Below are 19253 nucleotides of genomic sequence, written 5' to 3' on the forward strand. Positions count from 1 at the left end.
CTATACCTTCTTAAAGGTTGATTACAACAGGACTAACCGCCTGTGAAATGCATAATTTAATTTGTGTGTTATTGTTTTGATCAAGCTCGCCTGTGAGCAGATTCCGCACCACGCCCTGAACTTTTGTACATGAACAAGTATTACAAATGCCCATACGACAGCCATGTGCGGGACGTAAACCCGCTTGTTCTGCACTGTCTAATAAATTGCTTTGGGCTTGAAACTGTTGCTGCGAACGTTGAAACGTGACCACTTGAGCGCTTTGGGTGTGATCGACAACAATTTGAAAGTATTCGGTATGCAGATAGTCAACTAAGTCTAGAGCCTGATAAATTTCTGTCAGGCTTCGCATCATATTGGCAGCACCGCAGGCATAGCATTCACGTTGTTCAAAATCTTCAATCTTTTGGCTAAGCAAGTCTTGGCTCAGATGTTGTTTATGAGTCCGTGTATTGACATGATGGTATTTAAACTGCGGATAATGTTCAGTAAGTTGTTGCAGTTCTGCATGAAAGCTATCATCCCGCGTAAAGTAAATTAAATCGATATTGGAAACTGTTTGTGGGCGTTTTAATGCAGCCTTAATCAATGCGTAAATTGCGGTAATACCACTTCCCGAGGCAATCATCAGTGCAGAGTGAGGCTGAGTTTTCAAAACAAATTCGCCCTGCGTTTGGGAAATTTCAACTACACTTTTTACAGGCTGTTGAGTGAGCGCATTTGAGACTTTGCCCTGTTGTTTGACAGCAACCACAAGATTGCCATTTTCTAAAATCTCGACAATCGAATAGCTGCGCTGCCAACGTACACCAGCAATGAGTACTGTCACTAAGATACTTTGCCCAGCTTGATAGTCGGTTGCTTTAAAATGATGATTTGGCTGTAACTGCATGTACAGGAAGTCATCTGACAAGTGATGTTTTGCAACAATCCGCGCTTTGGCTTTTTTCCATGCCCATAGCGGATTGACTTTTTCAGCCAGAAAATCGATGAAATCTTCACGCACCCATTCAGGACGGTATTCAACATGCTTTCCCATAGTCACCCTCTGCTTTAGTTTATTTTTATACAAGTGTGCATTATCAAGGCATCAAGATAAGGTGAGAACCTATTTTCGACTATGTCATAAAAGGACAAAATCTAACGAATTGACATTTTTTATCATTTTTGTCTAACAACATGAACGGTTTTGCCAATTCACTTTTCTTCTAATCAAAAACAAAAAACCAAGCCGCAGCTTGGTTTTTTAAACATCTTACAGCGAATTAGTCTTCAAAATGAATCACAGTACGGATTGATTTCCCATCATGCATTAAGTCAAAGGCTTCATTGATTTTGTCGAGACCCATCGTATGCGTAACAAATGGAGCTAAACGAATGTCACCAGTCATTGCTTCTTCAACCATACCTGGCAGTTGTGAACGACCTTTTACACCGCCAAAAGCTGTCCCTTTCCAGGTACGGCCAGTGACCAGTTGGAATGGACGTGTTGAAATCTCTTGGCCTGCACCCGCCACGCCAATAATTACCGACTGACCCCAACCACGGTGTGCACATTCAAGTGCTGAGCGCATGACATTAGTATTACCAATACATTCAAATGAGTGATCAACCCCCCAACCAGTCATTTCAACAATGACTTCTTGTACAGGACGGTCATGATCTTTTGGGTTTACAAAATCAGTTGCTCCGAATTCTGCTGCTAATTTATATTTGTCAGGGTTCGTATCAACCGCAATAATACGGCTGGCTTTGGCTTTTTTTGCACCTTGTACAACTGCTAGACCAATACCACCTAAACCAAAGACTGCAACGGTATCACCCTCTTGTACTTTAGCTGTATTTTTGACTGCACCTAAACCAGTGGTCACGCCGCAGCCCAATAGACAGACGTGTTCAGGGTTAGCATCTGGATTGATTTTAGCCAAAGACACTTCTGCGACAACGGTATATTCAGAAAAGGTTGAACAGCCCATATAGTGATAAATCGGTTGCCCATTATAAGAAAAACGCGTTGTACCATCTGGCATCAGACCTTTACCTTGTGTAGCTCGAACTGCAACACATAGATTGGTCTTGCCTGACTGACAGAATAAACACTCGCCACATTCAGCCGTATACAGTGGAATAACATGATCACCCGGCTGAACGCTAGTTACGCCTTCACCGACCTGAACTACGATACCCGCACCTTCATGGCCTAAAACTGCTGGAAAAACACCTTCGGGATCATCACCAGATAGAGTAAATGCATCGGTATGGCATACACCTGTATGGGTAATCTTGACTAAAACTTCACCTTTTTGCGGTGGAGCAACATCAATTTCTACAATTTCGAGAGGTTGTCCAGGTCCAAAGGCAACAGCTGCACGTGATTTCATTTTCGCTATCCTTAAGGAAGTCTTTAACAGATGCGCTACAGTAACCGCTTTTTATTCTCTGTTTCAACCTATAACATATGAAATATATAACTTATAAAAATTAGGTCTTTAAAAGAAATATGGTGATACCAACTCATTGTCGACCGCTGATTTTGTTGAGCACCGTTTTAACACTCGCGGGATGCCAGCTCGCCCCCAATCAGGCTAAGCCTTCAGCCCCTGTAGAGGTATATGCAGAGCATTGGCTCAAGGGTCAAGATGAGTCTGCACAGCAAAAACAGGGACTTACGGCTTATTTGGCGTTGGACGAAGCATTTATGAGCATTGCCTCACGCTTACACTTGATACGAGAGGCCAAGCACAGTCTAGATGTCCAATACTATATCTGGGGAGATGACTTTATAGGCCATATGATGTTGCACGAACTGCTGAATGCTGCGGATCGTGGGGTGAAAGTACGTTTATTGATTGATGACCAAAACGGCACAGCACTTGATGAAACTCTCAAAAAACTGACCGCTCATCCCAACTTTGAAATCAAATTATTTAATCCTTACAAATACCGTCATTTACGTGTGATTGATTACGCTTTTCGCTTCAATCACATTAACCATCGTATGCATAACAAACTGATCATTGCTGATGGTGCAATTGCGGTAACTGGTGGTCGTAATATCAGCAGTGAATACTTTGATGCCAGTGAAAAGTTCCAATTTACAGATTTGGACATTTTGTTTTATGGGCAAGCTGTAGAGCATGCTAACAGTGTATTTCTAAATTTCTGGAATGATGATCTCAGTTATACAATTCCCCAATTAGTGGGTCGTGGAACAAAAGAAGAACTGGCTCAATTAAAACAGCACTATGAAGCGTATGCCTTAGATAAAAATGTGATTGAACAGAAAATTGATTTGGCTCGGATACAAGTCGATTCAGAGCTAACTAAACATCCTGTTAACTGGGCAAAGGCTCATTTCATTGCTGATTCTCCCAATAAAATTCGTGGTGAAGCAAAGCCTGATGAAATTATTGTCAAACAAATGTTCGATTTGATGGGCAAGCCTGAAAAGCACATGGAATTGGTCTCCGCATATTTTGTTCCAACCACAGCAGGTGCGGACTATCTCTCCAATTTGGCAAAAAATGGAACTCGAGTTCGGGTCTTAACCAATTCGTTATTGGCTAATGATGTTGCCATTGTGCATGCATTTTATAAAAAATATCGCCGTGGCTTGCTCGAAAATGGCGTCAAACTGTATGAGTTTAAACCCTATATAGAACGAGAAAAATACACATGGTATGAAGTGGCAACTGGTCATGTGATTCCAGCTAAAGGTCGAAGTTCCTCACGGCTCCATGCCAAATTTTTTGATATAGACGGAAAAGTCTTTGTTGGTTCGTTTAACTTTGACCCACGCTCAGCCCATTTAAATACAGAAGTGGGCTTAGTGGTAGAGTCAGATCAATTGCAAAATGCAATTTCACATAAGTTAGATGAATTTCTCCCGCATATTGCTTATGAGTTAAAACTCAACTCTCAAGGCGATATCATTTGGCTTGAGCATCAAAAAGATGGAACTGTCATTGAACATCAAAAAGAACCTGAAACCACAAAATTTCAGCGTTTTATGATGAAGGCCGTGTCATACCTACCCATTGAATGGATGATGTAATTACAGGTGAATGACGTTATCCATATTCTCTAATGTATGATAGCTTTCTGTTTAGTCTGAGTTGTTTTTTTTAGGCTCATCTTAGAAATGTTTTATCTATTACTATTCTTAATAAACACCATTGAATATAAGACCCGAACAAAATAATTGGATCTCATACCTAAATTCATTCAAGGGCTTGAAAGGTTTTACTCAGTACACACATTGATTTAACATGCAGCCCTCCTTTTTTATCTCTCCTTTATAAAGTTTAGTAATGCAATTTTTTGATTTAAGTCGTCAGTTTAATCTCAGCAATATTTTAACCCCCTACAAAACACTAGAAGATCTTGCTCGACAAGAATGGTTTCTAAGTAAAGTGCGTGTTGAACATGACTGCTTGAGTGACAATGACATGGTTGAAGGACAAGTTGTTTTAAAATCCAATCAAAATATCCAAATTGAACTGGAGTGGCTAATCCATGATACAGGCCATGAACTTTTGGTTCAGTTTAAAGGGATCGAAACAGCTGCAAGCGAAGAGACTTTTGTTTTGGTGAAAGGTGCACAATTGATCGATGAATCGCAACAACCACTTTCGGCAGGTGCACTCAGCCTATGGATTGATGGAACATTATTTCCTATGCTGCCACAACTACGTAAACAGATTAAAGCGCGGCTGAATCTCTGGGACTATGTTGAGTACGAAGACTAAAGCAGACCACTATCTACGAATGGCTGGAACATTCTGTCATGTGGATAATCCAAATAGTTACCTAAAGTAAGCCTATTTCAGAAAATAAGTTGTAATAAGCCTCGGCTTTTTTCTCTAAAGCCAAAGGATAGGCACGAGAAGAAGATGGCATCCGATAAAGCCTCAGATCTCGCCCAGCAAAATGTGTCTCGGACTTCATGCCAAATTGTGGTTTTAATGTACCTATAGGCATAGACAGCATGAGCGTATCAGTGGCTTTATCGCCAGTGGTCATCACACTATGACATTCGGGCATTTTTTCAAGTAAATGTTGTATATTGGTTGGGTTAATAATGTGCAAAAACTTATCTGAAGCATTGCCTTTTTGGCGAATCACTTCATAGGCCGTATCAAAAATCGCAATGCCCCGTTCATTTAAAAATGTACGGATCTGTTGTTCTTTAAATGTCTTCTGCTCGATATTGAGAAAATAATTTTTATCTTGGAAAAAACACAGACCAAATATTTTCCACATATCATTTTGAAAATTTGGATAGTAAAAGTCCATTTTCCAGCGGGTCTTGGGCGGCGGAAAGCTGCCCAGCATCAATAATTTGGCATTAGATGGGAGGAACGGCTTAAGTGGATGTTTTTCAATTTCAACTGAATGTGTCATAAGCTATAGAAAATTTGTCTTTATTGCATTTTAAAAAAATTGGCGTATTTTTTCAGCCACTTGTTTACCCCAATACTGATAAATTTCTTTGCTGGGGTGGAAACCGTCTTTGGCCATAGCTAAGTTTAAAGCCAAAAACTTCTTTAGATCGTACTCTATCCACTCCATCTGTTTTTGCTGTGCGACAAATTGGCCTAATTCTAAGTTCATCGCTTTGGCATATTGACCAAACAACCATGCAAGTGGGTTTGGAAGTGCAGGAAACTGATCCATCGGAGGTACACCAGATGCAATCGTTAATTGTGGACTAAACTTATGTTTGAGTATGTCATAAAGCTGCTTCTGTTTTGCGATCCAAGCCTGCGGCGAAGTGAATTTTGTAATGTCATTTACGCCCACAGAAGTAATGATGACATCAAAATGCTGTGTCTCAAGCGTTTGGATGGACTGAATGACCTGATCTGTGGTGAATCCCGTCATTGCGTGTAAATAAAATTGAATACTAAACTCAGATGACAGTTCTTTTAAAATTGCTCCCAATAACGCATCATCCTGAACATTTACACCGACACCTGCCGCTGCTGAATCCCCCAAAATGAGCAAAGCAAGCGACTTACCCACGCCCTTTTGTCCAATGCGCTCTCCTTTGGGTTCAGCCAATCTTGGTGTATTTTTTTTGACAGCATAGCCCTGAAAAAGAATGACTGGAATCAAAGCCAAAGTATAAATTTTTAATCGCATATTCAGTGACTGGGTCTAAGCTAGCTGAGAGATGAAAATAGTATACGTTGAATTACCGATACACAGACTTAAATATTCTTCAGAAATAAAGAATTAACGTTGTTCTAGCCATTTTAAGTCTTTATCTTCGGCTATTTTTCTAAGTGACAAATATAATCTACGACTTCACTTGCCATCATACTAAAGCGATTGTTGGCAGGAACATCAAAACTTTCACCTGCATGATACAGCCTCATTTCAGTCTGTAGCCCAATTTTAACTTGGCATTGACCTGAAACGATTTCAATATGCTCTGCGACATGTGTTTCAAAAGTCAGCGGTTGATCTGTAGGCAAAATAACCCCAAGGGTCTTTTGTGAACCATCTTCACATTGAATAACATGACTAATTGAACGCCCACCAAAATGAACATTGGGCTTTTTTCTGACTGAAACAAAGTCGAATTGTGTGGACATCTTGATCACCTTTTTTCTTCAATGCTACCTCGGTATTATGACCAACTCATGAATGCACTCAAATGCTCATCTGGAAATAGCAACCTGTATTTAGAAGGCACTCACATAGTTAAAAATAAAAAGGCTGATTTACAGCCTTTTTATTTCAATCATTAACCCAGTTTATTGACCAATTTCAGCGGTAAAATTTTCATCGCCAAACCTAGTGGTAGCCATGGCCATTTAGGAACATAGGCTTTTACAGGGGCTTTTTCAATTTCTGCGGCCAACAGTCGTGAACCTGTTTTTTCATCGACTTCAAAAGGCAGTGGTTTTGCACCCTCATTAATTTCTGTACGAATATAGCCAGGAAAAATAGTCGTGACTTTGATTGGGGTATTGAGAAGTTCTGCACGAATACCTTCGGCCAAATGTGCAACACCCGCTTTACTTGCACCGTACGCTGTCAAATGGTTTGGCATACCGCGGACTGCACTCATAGACGAGATAACAACCAAATGCCCTGCATTTTGCTCACGGAAAATTTCAACTGCAGCTTCACACTGCGCTAGAGCTGAAATAAAGTTGGTTTCAACCGTGGCTTTATTAATCGCAAAACTGCCTTTACCAATTCGACGTCCATCTCCAATTCCAGCATTTACAATCACACGGTCTAAATGGCCAAATTCTTGTTTAAATGCACGAAAAACTTCAAACACTTGATCGTAATTGGTTACATCTAAAACTTTAGGGATGACTTTTATCCCGTACTTGCTTTCAAGTTCCTGCTTTAAACTTTCAAGGCGATCTAAGCGTCGTGCACAAATTGCCAAGTTATAGCCTTTTTGTGCAAATTCGCGCGCCATACCTGCACCAATGCCAGAACTTGCCCCTGTAATTAAAATTGTTTTAGCCATGTCTTAATCCTGTCCTTAGATCCATGTCAGTAAGTTTGAGTTTTCGGCTTTAATAAAATGATGTTCATTGAGACTTAAAAGCTGAGGTTCATTCCCCACCAGTCGTAATGTGGTCATGCTGCTGTTGGCAATAGCCCAATTAAGCGCAAAGGTTTTATTTGGACTTAAACCTAAGAGTTTGCCTGCTACCACTGAAATCACACCGCCTGAAGTAAACACCACAGCATAACGAGGTTTGCTTTGAGCCAGTTCATCACACAAATCTTGTAAAGCGACTTCAATTCGACTTTTAAACTCAGGCCATGATTCATCGTATTCATGGTGATAGTCGCCACCTGTCCAGCGTTCAATTGCCCCTTCAAATATCTTGGCCAAATAAGCACGTGGGTTCGACTCTTTAGCCACATCGGCTTTTAGTAAATGTGGCTCATTAAAACGCGGTTCGTAATGAGCAAAGACTTGCTGATGATTGAACTCATTCCATGCAGAATCTGTTAAGACATCCACCTCAGGAAAGCATTCAGCCAAAGAAATACATGCCGTTTGCTGATGTCGCTGCATGGAGCCTGACACCACCACAGGTGCTTCTTTTAAGATCTGATCAAAATATTGACCCAAAATTTTGGCTTGGAGTTCACCATTGGGAGAGAGTTGATCATAACTTTCTGCACCAAAAGATGCTTGCCCGTGGCGAATGAAATAAATAGTGGTCATTTGCCTAATATTTCCTTCATTTTAACAATGTATTTTTGAGCGACTTCATTGGCTTCAATTTTTTGTAAACCAATCAATTTAAGTGCGCGAATATGGAGAGCATGAATTAAAATCCAAAAATCTTTGAAGGCAGGGTTATTGGTCTGTTTATGGTGATAGCGATAATAAATTTGCTGGGCAATCACGGCTAAACGGAAAATGCCAAAGACTTCATAAAAGGTCCAATTCTCGACGTCTAAACCCGTTTGTTCTAAATAATAATCGACCACTTCTTTACGCGTGAACATGCCTTTAAGATTTGTCGGTTGGCGACGTGTCGCTTTAAAGAGTGCACTATCCGACTCTTCAACCCAATATGCCAAAGCCGAACCTAAATCCATCAGTGGGTCACCGAGCGTTGCCATTTCCCAATCTAAAACGCCAATAATTTGTGTCGGATGATTCGGATCTAAAATGACATTATCAAAACGCCAATCGTTATGAATCACACAGGTTTTTGAGTCTGCTGGAATATTATCTTTCAGCCACTTTCGCACATATTTAAATGAAGGGACATTAATGGTTTTGGCTTTTTCAAAACGAGCGTCCCAACCTTCCACTTGACGACGACAGTAACCATCACCTTTACCAAGGTTCTCAAGTTCTGTGCCTTGGTATGGCACTTGATGAAGTTCGATCAGTTTATCAATCACATTGATACACAACTCACGAACTTGGGCTTCTTTAAAATCTAGCTCTCTCGGTAAGTTGGCACGTGGAATAATGCCTTCTACACGTTTCATCACGTAGAAGTCACAGCCAAGAACAGATTCGTCCTGACACAATGCAACCATTTCGGGAAGTACAGGATAAAAAGGGGTTAAATTCTTTTGCACATGATATTCACGTGCCATGTCATGTGCAGATTTAGCTTTGGTACCTTTGGGTGGGCGGCGTAGAATTAGATCGACATTGTCGTATTTCAATCTATACGTCCAGTTAGATGCACCGCCTGAGTATTGCGTGACTTCAACCTGCCCTTGTAGATCGACACCTTGTGCTTTGAGCCAGTTTTCTACGGCTACAGCATCCAGTTCTTCACCCGCCCGAACTGTTCCACCTACATCAATCGCTGACATTCTTTTTTCCCAAACTATCAATCTTTTCTTTATAACTTAGAAGATCATCTATTCTTATTTCAACACGATGAATTAAAGAGATGATCTTCTCCTCTATTATTTTTTACGACGCGTACTATAGCCGCGTTTTGCCAGTTCTAGTTTTGCAATCATGCCTTTATGGACTTCATCTGGCCCATCGGCCAAACGCAGTGAACGTGCTTGAGCGAAGAAACCTGTCAAAGGCGTATCACGCGACACACCTGCTCCGCCGTGAATTTGAATCGCCATATCGACCACTTTTTCAAGCACACTTGGCGCAACGACTTTAATGGCAGAGATTTCAGTTAACGCTGCCATATTCCCTAAAGTATCCATTTTATACGCAGCATACAAGGTTAATAAACGTGCTTGATCAATTGCAACACGTGCATCAGCCACGCGCTCTAGGTTTCCACCTAATTTTAAAATTTCTTTGCCAAATGCTGTACGACTCATACCACGATCAATCATCAACTCTAAAGATTTTTCCGCAGCACCAATACAGCGCATACAGTGATGAATACGACCCGGGCCTAATCGACCTTGGGCAATTTCAAAACCTTGACCTGCACCACCAATAAAGTTGGAAACAGGTACACGAACATTACTAAAGCTAATTTCGCCGTGACCATGTGGTGCATCGTAGTCACCAAAGACTGGTAACATTCGTTCAATTGTGACTCCAGCCGTTTCAACAGGCACTAGAACCATCGAGTGTTGATGATGGCGATCTTTGGTTTCATCTGGCGTATGCGCCATAAAAATAATAATTTTGGCATTGGGGTCACCTAAGCCTGAAGACCACCATTTACGACCATTTAACACAATTTCATCGCCTTCGATCACGGCTGTTGCTTGCATATTGGTCGCATCGGATGAAGCAACAGCTGGTTCTGTCATGCAGAAAACAGAGCGAATTTTTCCATCTAAAAGCTTCGTAAGCCACTCTTGCTTTTGAGCTTCAGAACCATAACGCCACAATACTTCCATGTTGCCACTGTCTGGTGCATTACAGTTAAATACGGTCGGTGCAAGAAGACTCCGACCTGTGAGTTCTGCAATATGAGCGTACTCTTGAACCGATAGACCTTGACCCAATTCAGGACATGGCAAAAACATATTCCATAACCCCGCAGCTTTTGCTTTTGCTTTGAGCGTTTCAAGTTGTGCAGGCCACTGCCATTTGGTCCAGTCGCCACCTTGGTTCAGTTCATGTACCTCATGCCAAAAGTCAGTTTCTATCGGCTCAATTTCGTTTTGAATAAATTGTTTGGTACGTTCTACATAATCTTGAGCACGTGCTGAAAGTTCAAACATGGCTGCTTCCTTCGATCTATTTTGATATTTTCGCTTTACATCAACATAACCTGAAAACTAATATGAACAAAATGATTTTATTTTATAGATCAGCATGAACAATATTCATAGTAAGTCACCCATTGATATGGGGCTTTTTCATCGCATCGATATCAATTTATACCCGCTTTTTATTGCAATTTATGAGCAAAAAAGTATTTCTAAAGCAGCTCAAATCTTGTCGATTACGCAGTCTGCTGCCAGTCATGCCTTGCAGCGTCTACGTAACCATTTAAAGGATGATTTATTTGTTCGGTCTGGCAGCCAAATGCTTCCAACACCTTTTGCAGAACAAAATTACCTGATTATTAAAAATGCTTTAATTGCGATTCAAAGTATTTCTATGCAGCAGCAAAGCTTCGACCCTAATATGGTTCAAAGTCTAAAAATTGCGATTCATGATGAAATCGAACCAATTGTTTTCCCAAAGTTAGTTGCTCACTTTCAGAAACTTGGACTAAGTATTCAGTTCATGAGTAGTAAGCTGGACCGTAAAACAGTAGATGCTGATTTAGTTTCTCAACAAATTGATTTTGTGATTGATTTGGAACAAAACTTTGGCGATAAAATTCAATTTGAGAGCTTGGTCAAAGACCAGTTTGTGGCTTGTACTCAGCTCCAGCAAATCAATGCTGAATTGTATTTGGCTGCACCGCATATTGGTGTATCTTCGCGGCGTACTGGTGTTTTGGTTGAAGATGTTCATTTAAATCGTAAGCAATTGTCTAGGCAGGTTTTCTTGCGTTGTCAGCACTATTCCACTGCGCTACAAATTTTAGAGCAATATCCAAATGCAATTTTAACGATTCCTCAAAATATTTTGAGCCATTTGCATGTTTCCCCTCTACTCAATATTTTTGATGTTCCTGTAAAACTGCCGCAAATGAATATTGGAATTTTTTGGCATAAAAATTTAATGGAAAATAAAAGACACCATTTTTTAAGGAGCGAAATTCATAAAATTTTTGCTTAGGCTATTTTATAAGAATTTTAAAAAACTCGAAGTTTGAACTTAACTTCTTATCTTGACTGTCATTTGGAACCTCTAAACAACCAACGCACCAGTCTTACAAATTACTCCTTGTTTTTTTCTAATTCTGTATCTTTGTTATATACACCATAACCATTTGTAGGAACACTCAATTTGAAAGTAAACAATAAGCATCTCATCTTAAGATGCTTAAAATATGGAATAAATGTTAATTTCTTAATAGCACTTATAAGGAATTAAAGCCGTTTAGAACTTAGCGACCGTACCAAGAGTTTATTCTTTTTACATAGCTAACGGTAAATCTTCTTGTTTAGCTCGTTCAAATGCATCAAAAAATTCTTCGTGTTGTACTTCCCTATTTACCACAGCGCATACTGCTTTATCTTCTGCAGTTTTTTGATCTACCTCTTCGCCCTTTCCACTACGACGGGACTCATATACCGTCCTTTGACGGAAATAACTAAATGGTTCAGCATTACTCATAAAACCGTACTTAGAGTCATGAATATAGTTTTGATAAAAGCTCATGATTTCTGGTGTTGATTCTTTATGCCAACTCGCGAACTCCCAATCATCTACGCCTAAGAAAAACTCATATGCTTTTGAAACAGGTGATAATATTCTAAAAATATTCATTCCACCAGGTTTAATAGGTGCTGTTAGCTTTTGTAATTTTTCTAAGCGGCTAATTTCAGTTGCCATATCTGATGGGCCGATCGGTAATAATTCACGAAATTTATTCTCTTTACGCACATTTTGACTGACAGAGGCTATCTTACTTCTCGCCAATGTCCCATATGCACTATAATAAACTTTCATTGCAGCAGCAATTTGATCTTGAACTTTTCCTGTAGACGACATTTGTGCTTTTACCGCATCATACAAACGCTGTGTTTCATTTTGAATTTCAAACTGTTCAGTAAATAATGCCCCATATTTTTCTTTTAATTGATTATAGTCAAACATTCGAACACCTGCACTGACAGCATCTTCCAACATGTCTTTCAATGGGATACGGGCAAAGTTATCATTTACATTCTGACTACCAGGTGTATAGCCACCACCAACATCGGAATGCATGCCTGGATAAACAAGTTCTTTCCAATTTGGATTGGCAATTTGACCATTTCCTTTATGAATTAAATCGACAGGGAAAGCAAAGCGCAGCTCATTTCCTGCAACATGGTGCACACACATTTTAATGCGTTCATCAATGACCATATCCCGACCTTCAAAGGTTAAATTATTATTTAAGTTGGTCGCGGGTAAGCCAAATGAGGCAACGGTATCAAAGATACCCATAAATTTAAATTCAATAGGGTATTTTCCAGTGCCGTAACTTAAACCGTTACAATCAGATTCGCATTGCCACATAAATTGATTCGTAAATGCACGGGCTAGAGCTGCTCCACGGGAGAAGCCGAATGTAGAAATATTAATTTTTTTAATGAGGCGATGTTGCTTTAAACTATTATCGACCTCTGCAAAACTATACACTTTTTTTTCACTGGCATATTTACCTGTGTCTATTTCTGATTTTTTTGCATTTATAATCATGACTTGCTTTAAAGCATCATTCAGTTGATCTTCGCCATAATCTAGGCGTCGGGTACCACCTGTCCCCACACCAAGGCCAAAACCACTATGGTCTTGCATCATAGCGAGTGCACGTTGAAATATATTTAACTCGCCATTAAAACGAGTGCCTACGCCTGATACATAGATTGCATAATTAGAAGTTGAATTATTTATTCTACTATCTACAACATATTGATTAGCAGTACGCCATAATCGAGCAGGGTTAGACCACTTCTTTTTTTCCTCATCGGCATCTTTGTTATTGCCTGTGCCATCAAAAAAAACTGAAATATGGACTACATCTGAACAATCTTGTTTTGCAGTAGGTGGAGTATTGGAAACATCACGATTGGTTTCTACTGTCCGTTTTATAATCGTTTTCGTAAACATTAGCTACGCTCACTATCTATTATTTTTCAATTGATTTAGCCATTTAGTACCTTTTTCAGTTGGATTTGGCCAGTTATTAGATGTCGTAACTTCAACTGTGTCATCTGGATATAAATGTGCCGCTAAATATTTCTTACCTTTTAATTGTTCTTTAGTAATGATTACTTGATTTTTAGCAGAGTGTATTCCACCTGTTTTTGCATCTTTCCATGTAATAGTTTGTGGTCCAATCTTTACCGGTGAAGTATTCATACCACCACCGCCACCACCTATTTCACTTCCGTTTAATTTTACCATATAAGGGCTATATGAAGGATCATAATGAAATGAAGTCGTTCCCATATAATAGCTTGCATTTGGTCCAATACCTGCACAACCTGCAGCACTAAAAACTAAGCTGATAGGTAGTAGGACTAACTTCTTTATATTCATAGTAGTTCCTTGTTTTCTTTAAAATATTTAATCTATAAAAACATATCTAATTCATATAGATTAAATAGCTTTAATCATTTTCGTAAACATTATTTAGATCTATTTAGTTAACCTATCATACCAAGCATTACCTTTTACAGTCGGATTTGGCCAATTATTAGATGTTGTAACTTCTACAGTATCATCCGGATAAATATGAGCCGCTAAATATTTCTTACCTTTTAATTGCTCTTTTGTAATAACTACTTGGTTTTTAGCAGAGTGTATTTCACCATTTTTTGCATCTTTCCATGTAATAGTTTGCGGTCCAACTTTTACAAGAGATGTATTCACTCCACTACCAAAACCAGCTCCTATTTCATGACTATTTAATTCAACCATGTAGCTTACATATGTTGGATCATATTTAAATGACGTAGTAGCCATATAATAGGTTGTATTTGGTCCAATACTGGCACATCCAATTAATGCAAAGATAAGTACTGGTATTAAAATTTCTTTCTTAGGATAAATCAGTGTCATTGCTTAAATCTGTCCATATGCCCAATTTCCGATACAGCCAGATAATGCTACTGGTATAATGATAAGCAAGAAAAATAATACTTTGTAATTCATATTTACTCTCTCTTGAGAATTTATGTTTATTCATTTTAATAAGGTGTATAAAAAACTAAAATTGTATTATTCAGTTTTAGCCATTACATTATTCATTACTTGATCCATTGTGAACTTTTTATCTTTCAAATGAATCAATTGATACTGTAAATTATCGTCAGACTCAAATTTATCTTTGTAAATCAGCTTTAAACAGATGAAATTTAAAATATCACGTGTACCAGCCAGGTCATAAGCTCTTGCTTTAGGGATACTCTTAACCACCAACTGATACAATGTATCATCATCAATTTTATCGACTAAAAATGAGTTATTGAGTTTGAGGTAATACATCAAATTATCGGGAAAGGTTGCCTCAACCATCATTTCTTCTTGTTCAGCGGAAAAGTGTAGTGGTGCTTCTATGGATGGAAGTAATTCAACACGCTCATTCAAGCCAAATATGCCCTGCAAATTACCTGAACGATCCCAGTACCACCAACTTTGAATCGGTTTAAGCAAGGTTTCAATTTGTTGTGGATTGAATACAGGTCCTTGTACATATAATGTTTTATCGGCTTTGTGGCCAACCAGTGTTGCTAAGATAGCAGGATCCCAAAATGCCAACATCATTTCTAGACCACCATCGAATTCGACATCTAAGAATTGGCGTAAGTGTTTATATAAGTAATCAAATGTCAAGGGTGAAATAATAATCGTCATTTTGGTCGTGCCAGCGATATTTTTTTCTATCCACTCCCATTCGAGTGCAGTAAAGTCTTTTGGTAATTGCAGTAAATGTGGAGAGATTTCTCTAGCTTTTTCACCACCTGCTTCTTTCAATAGGCATTTTTGCCTTAAATGCTCTAAAACTTTTAAGAATGTTTTATCTTGGGCTGCATCGGCTAATGCATAAACGTTTAATCCAACTTGATCAAGCGGATACTTTTCAAATGTTTTAAAGAAAATTTGGAGACTTTGGTTGCCTATCATTTACATTCCATCTCCTTTGTTAATAAAAGCACCACGTTGTGCTGCCCGTCGAGCGAGACATTCCCAACAAATATTGTTAGGGAAAAGAGGAAGTGTAGGACTTTCACTCGCACCTGCTGTAAAGAGATGTTGACTAGCTTTGGCAGTAAATTTATTTGGTGTAATGACGGTAACCCCATCACCATTGATTTTTAAGGCACTGTCTTTTGCTTTAAATACAATTTCGGTCGGGCTATGAATTTCTACTTTGCCTTCAGATGAAGTTATTTTGACGTCTAGTCGTGCTGAAATATCTAATACATTGTCTTGTGATTGCAGATCAAATTTGCCTTTTGCTGCATAAATTTTTAGATCGTCTTCACCTGAAAAAACACTGACTTTTTTCTTGGCATTCAATATGAGGTGTTCATCTGTACTAACATTGATCGATTGACCACCGCCAACGGTAATACTATCCAAAGCATTCATATGGATATCTTTCCCTGAAACCAGAGAAATACTTTCTGGTGATGCCAAAAGCATCAGAGCATCTTTCGTTGCTTTTAAGTCAGACCATTGTGATTCAATCGTTTTGATATATTGATCAATATTTTCGAGCATATCTGCAGCTTCAGCTTTTTGCTTAACTGCATATTCAGATAGTGCTTTCATACTTTCCAAACTTTCTGTGAAGTTTTGGACGGCTTCTTTTGTCTCTAAGTGTATATCGGTTGCTTTATCCTGAACAAACGTTGAAAGATATAGTCCTTTACTTCGAATAGCACCTGCATGATCAGTTCTGAGTTCAAAGCCTTCTCCACGACCATCACTTTCAGCTTTGTCTTTTGGATGACTTAAATTCCCTAAGTTCAGTTGGGTTGCACCGTGACTACTATGTAACTGGGCACTGATTTGCCCTGTTGTATCATCAAAACGCAGTTGGTTGTAACCTTCACCTCCGACTTCTTTTGAACGGATTCCACTGAGTTTTTTGGTATCAGGGAGTTGTCCTTTAATATCAAATTTGGTTGGCAAACGCTGCGCTTCGTGAATACGGCCAGTCACAAATGGACGGTCAATATTGCCATCAAAGAAATCGATAACAACCATTTCATCCTTACGTGGTAAAAAACGTGCACCATAACCTTCGCCTGCCCAAGGGGTGAGAACATCTATCCATGCCGAATCGGTATCAGTGTCATTTGATCCTGCACCACCATCGTGTGCATGGTCTTCTCTACGTGTGAATAAGAAACGGACCTTGATTCGCCCCCATTCATCAACATGGATTTCTTCACCATCACTCACAACTTTAGCGCGTTGTACATGTGCAGCCGGACGGTGAGTCAATGGATCATATTCAGGAACAACCTCAATCGTACGACGTACGACAGTTAGCTCATTTGCTTGACGTTCTTGATCACTGTCTTTACTGGTTGCCCAATGACTTAAACTTAACAACTTTTCAATTTGATCTTTGATATCTTTAGGCAGGTTGTTTTGATTATAAAAATGCTTCGTTAAGATTAAAAATTCTTTATCCTTTGGACTATGGTTCTTCTCTAGCTCCGGATGATCATTCAACTGAAACCAATAGCCAACTTGAGTATCACGTACACTACTATTTGCTATAAAATATTTTGCCTGCAAAGCCTGATATTGATTCAGCTGTTTATTGAGTTTATCTAATTGGCCATTTCCTGAAGCAGTAGCCTGATCTTCCCCTTTTAGATCCCCAATCCAAGCAGGTGAGATATTCCAAGCTTGCTCCAAAGTTAAACTTTCATTATCTTGCTGGGCACTGTGCTGATGTGAACTGATCACTGAACCACTTGAGTCTTCTTGCCTCAAACGATCAGCTTGCCAACGTTGTACGTGAATGGCTGTCGGTTGCAATTGACGTTGCGCAATAAAGCTTGTAATGCTATCTAATTGTTCTGTGGCATTTGAACGATGATAGCGAATGCTTCTTCGCTCAATTGCTTCAAATTGAGCATTATTATCTATTAACTTAAGTATTTGTGGCTCAATATTGTCATCGTTACTTGAGACAAAAAAATGAGACTCATCAACCAACCAATTAATCGCCTCTTCACGTAACAGCCTAGTTAAATACGCATAATCACTTTCATTCGACTGCATAGAGAAAGGGCGTATATCGTAATTCCTGCTTAAACCACTGGTATCTAATTTTAGACTAGCAGCAAACAAAGGGCTTTTACTTTGCCATTCTTTGAAAATAATTTCACAAATTTCCACCGCACTTTTATTCATAAATACACGGCTATTACACCGTTTGCGCAGTAAACTAGTGGTATCCTGCATGGTGAGCCGATAGAGGCTCAAAGCACCATCACTTTGCCCTTGGCTTGCACCTGTAATAATACCTGTAGTTCTATATAGTTGGCCTGAATCTGTCACCTGATCAACGGCAACTTGGCATCCAATAAATTGTTTTAATTCGATATATGGATTTGTAGATAAGCAGATTAGTTCTAAGGATAACCCATCATTAATACCATGATAACCTTCGAGGCGTTGCAGCATGATTTGAGAATTAACTGCTGTATTTGAAAGTTGAATACTAATTGCTCGTTTTTGCAGTCCAAAACCAAGCTTATCCAAAATAGTGGAAATATTATTTATCATTATTATGACCTTAATTTTACAAGAATATGCTAACAAAACAATGTATTGTTCTCAAAACTATTCGGTATATTTTTTGTTATCAGGGATAAATAATTATTTTTCTTATGAAAATATCAGTTTAAATAGCATTCAAATGATTTAAAGGAATACAAATTCACTCTATTAAACTGACTATTGGCTTTTTTATTTCGTTAAAAATTTGTTCCAGTTTACTTGTTTAATTAAACATCTATTTTGTTATGAAAAATAAACACTTGAGATCACTTAAAGCATTTTAAATAGTGTATCTACCATACAATGTCTTTTTGATATTTTTATTTTCCATTGCTCTCCTCTATGTTTGATCACCTGTCCAATAGCTGGCTCATCGGTATTGGCTTCGCCCTTTGCCTGATACTGGTATTTACTTTTTATAAAATACAAAATGCACTCAGCCAACTTCTCCATCCCTTTAAAAAAGGTAAAACCTATTGGTGTCGAATTACGGCTATAAGTGATGGTGATACGCTAACATGTTATCGCTTTAACTTTCGACGCTCTGAAACCAAATTACGCTTTGCCTATATTGATGCGCCTGAGTCGACTCAAAGCTATGGACCTGAATCCAAACGCTTAATCAAAAAAATGGTTTATCGGAAAGTGGTTCGTGTTCGCATTACAGACATTGACCGTTATGGTCGTTGTGTAGGTGAAATTTATCGTTTTCGGAGAAGTATGAATGAAGAGATGGTCAAACGTGGTGCAGCATGGGTCTATGAAGACTATATTAAAGATAAAAAGCATTTGAAACATATGAATGCTTTACAAAATCATGCGAAAAAGCACAAGAAAGGTTTATGGCGCGGCACCCGCCCTATTCGCCCGAGTGACTACCGCAAAATGAAGAAGTAGTCGATCTGTAAAAACTCAGCCTAAAAAAAGCCGCTCCATCGTGTAGAGTGGC

18 protein-coding genes are annotated in these 19253 nt (G+C 38.9%); 4 read left to right on the top strand and 14 right to left on the bottom strand.

Translation table 11 applies throughout. The features are described 5' to 3' along the window. Positions 1–10 precede the first annotated feature (10 nt). Together AC4MDD_RS08950 and AC4MDD_RS08955 are read right to left on the bottom strand one after the other, a co-directional pair. A complete protein-coding gene (locus tag AC4MDD_RS08950; protein ID WP_491881435.1) occupies positions 11–1039 on the bottom strand; it encodes a flavin reductase family protein in 1029 nt (342 codons plus the stop codon). Positions 1040–1265: 226 nt separating this feature from the next. Further along, entirely contained in the window at positions 1266–2381 is a 1116-nt protein-coding gene (locus AC4MDD_RS08955) for an S-(hydroxymethyl)glutathione dehydrogenase/class III alcohol dehydrogenase (RefSeq protein ID WP_087013053.1), read from the bottom strand. A 119-nt stretch (positions 2382–2500) separates the two neighbouring features. Here AC4MDD_RS08955 and AC4MDD_RS08960 point away from each other — a divergent pair, with 119 nt between their 5' ends. Together AC4MDD_RS08960 and AC4MDD_RS08965 are read left to right on the top strand one after the other, a co-directional pair. Further along, positions 2501–4054, top strand: coding sequence for a phospholipase D family protein (locus AC4MDD_RS08960; RefSeq protein ID WP_491881436.1), 1554 nt, complete (start codon positions 2501–2503; stop codon positions 4052–4054). A 256-nt stretch (positions 4055–4310) separates the two neighbouring features. Beyond that, on the top strand, positions 4311–4748 hold the full coding sequence (locus AC4MDD_RS08965; RefSeq protein ID WP_491881437.1) for a hypothetical protein: 438 nt from the start codon (positions 4311–4313) through the stop codon (positions 4746–4748). 61 nt (positions 4749–4809) lie between these two features. On the opposite strand, the gene AC4MDD_RS08970 is transcribed toward AC4MDD_RS08965, so the two are convergent. The 7 genes from AC4MDD_RS08970 to AC4MDD_RS09000 form a co-directional block, all read right to left on the bottom strand. After that, positions 4810–5403, bottom strand: coding sequence for a uracil-DNA glycosylase family protein (locus AC4MDD_RS08970; RefSeq protein WP_491881438.1), 594 nt, complete (start codon positions 5401–5403; stop codon positions 4810–4812). Positions 5404–5433: 30 nt separating this feature from the next. Continuing rightward, positions 5434–6144 (bottom strand): SGNH/GDSL hydrolase family protein, encoded by a 711-nt coding sequence (locus AC4MDD_RS08975; RefSeq protein ID WP_491881439.1) that lies wholly within the window; start codon positions 6142–6144, stop codon positions 5434–5436. Between the two features lie 131 nt (positions 6145–6275). Continuing rightward, positions 6276–6599, bottom strand: coding sequence for a pyrimidine/purine nucleoside phosphorylase (locus tag AC4MDD_RS08980; RefSeq protein WP_491881440.1), 324 nt, complete (start codon positions 6597–6599; stop codon positions 6276–6278). Positions 6600–6751: 152 nt separating this feature from the next. Beyond that, complete coding sequence (locus AC4MDD_RS08985) at positions 6752–7495, bottom strand: SDR family oxidoreductase (protein ID WP_491881441.1); 744 nt, start codon at positions 7493–7495, stop codon at positions 6752–6754. A 15-nt stretch (positions 7496–7510) separates the two neighbouring features. Further along, complete coding sequence (locus AC4MDD_RS08990) at positions 7511–8209, bottom strand: histidine phosphatase family protein (protein ID WP_010326632.1); 699 nt, start codon at positions 8207–8209, stop codon at positions 7511–7513. Continuing rightward, a complete protein-coding gene (locus AC4MDD_RS08995; RefSeq protein ID WP_279744125.1) occupies positions 8206–9327 on the bottom strand; it encodes a phosphotransferase family protein in 1122 nt (373 codons plus the stop codon). Before AC4MDD_RS08995 ends, AC4MDD_RS08990 begins: the two co-directional genes overlap by 4 nt. A 96-nt stretch (positions 9328–9423) precedes the next feature. Beyond that, positions 9424–10665: an acyl-CoA dehydrogenase family protein gene (locus AC4MDD_RS09000; protein WP_491881442.1), complete on the bottom strand. Its 1242-nt coding sequence runs from the start codon at positions 10663–10665 to the stop codon at positions 9424–9426. Between the two features lie 94 nt (positions 10666–10759). On the opposite strand from AC4MDD_RS09000, the gene AC4MDD_RS09005 reads away from it, so the two are divergent. Next, positions 10760–11677 carry a LysR family transcriptional regulator gene (locus AC4MDD_RS09005; protein WP_004693275.1) on the top strand — a complete coding sequence of 306 codons (918 nt, stop codon included), beginning with the start codon at positions 10760–10762 and terminating at the stop codon, positions 11675–11677. 300 nt (positions 11678–11977) lie between these two features. Here AC4MDD_RS09005 and AC4MDD_RS09010 read toward each other — a convergent pair whose 3' ends face one another. The 5 genes from AC4MDD_RS09010 to AC4MDD_RS09030 form a co-directional block, all read right to left on the bottom strand. Beyond that, the gene (locus tag AC4MDD_RS09010; protein ID WP_491881443.1) at positions 11978–13663 is read right to left on the bottom strand and encodes a T6SS phospholipase effector Tle1-like catalytic domain-containing protein; all 1686 of its coding nucleotides are present in this window, start codon (positions 13661–13663) and stop codon (positions 11978–11980) included. A gap of 12 nt (positions 13664–13675) precedes the next feature. Beyond that, the gene (locus AC4MDD_RS09015; RefSeq protein WP_491881444.1) at positions 13676–14095 is read right to left on the bottom strand and encodes a hypothetical protein; all 420 of its coding nucleotides are present in this window, start codon (positions 14093–14095) and stop codon (positions 13676–13678) included. A gap of 99 nt (positions 14096–14194) precedes the next feature. Next, on the bottom strand, positions 14195–14617 hold the full coding sequence (locus tag AC4MDD_RS09020) for a hypothetical protein (protein ID WP_491881445.1): 423 nt from the start codon (positions 14615–14617) through the stop codon (positions 14195–14197). 159 nt (positions 14618–14776) lie between these two features. Next, positions 14777–15682, bottom strand: coding sequence for a DUF4123 domain-containing protein (locus AC4MDD_RS09025; protein ID WP_286406309.1), 906 nt, complete (start codon positions 15680–15682; stop codon positions 14777–14779). After that, positions 15683–18310: a type VI secretion system Vgr family protein gene (locus tag AC4MDD_RS09030; protein WP_491881446.1), complete on the bottom strand. Its 2628-nt coding sequence runs from the start codon at positions 18308–18310 to the stop codon at positions 15683–15685. 336 nt (positions 18311–18646) lie between these two features. On the opposite strand from AC4MDD_RS09030, the gene AC4MDD_RS09035 reads away from it, so the two are divergent. Further along, positions 18647–19201 carry a thermonuclease family protein gene (locus AC4MDD_RS09035; RefSeq protein WP_491881447.1) on the top strand — a complete coding sequence of 185 codons (555 nt, stop codon included), beginning with the start codon at positions 18647–18649 and terminating at the stop codon, positions 19199–19201. Positions 19202–19253: the final 52 nt, after the last annotated feature.

The organism is Acinetobacter sp. CAU_H_29a_1, from assembly GCF_058599505.1.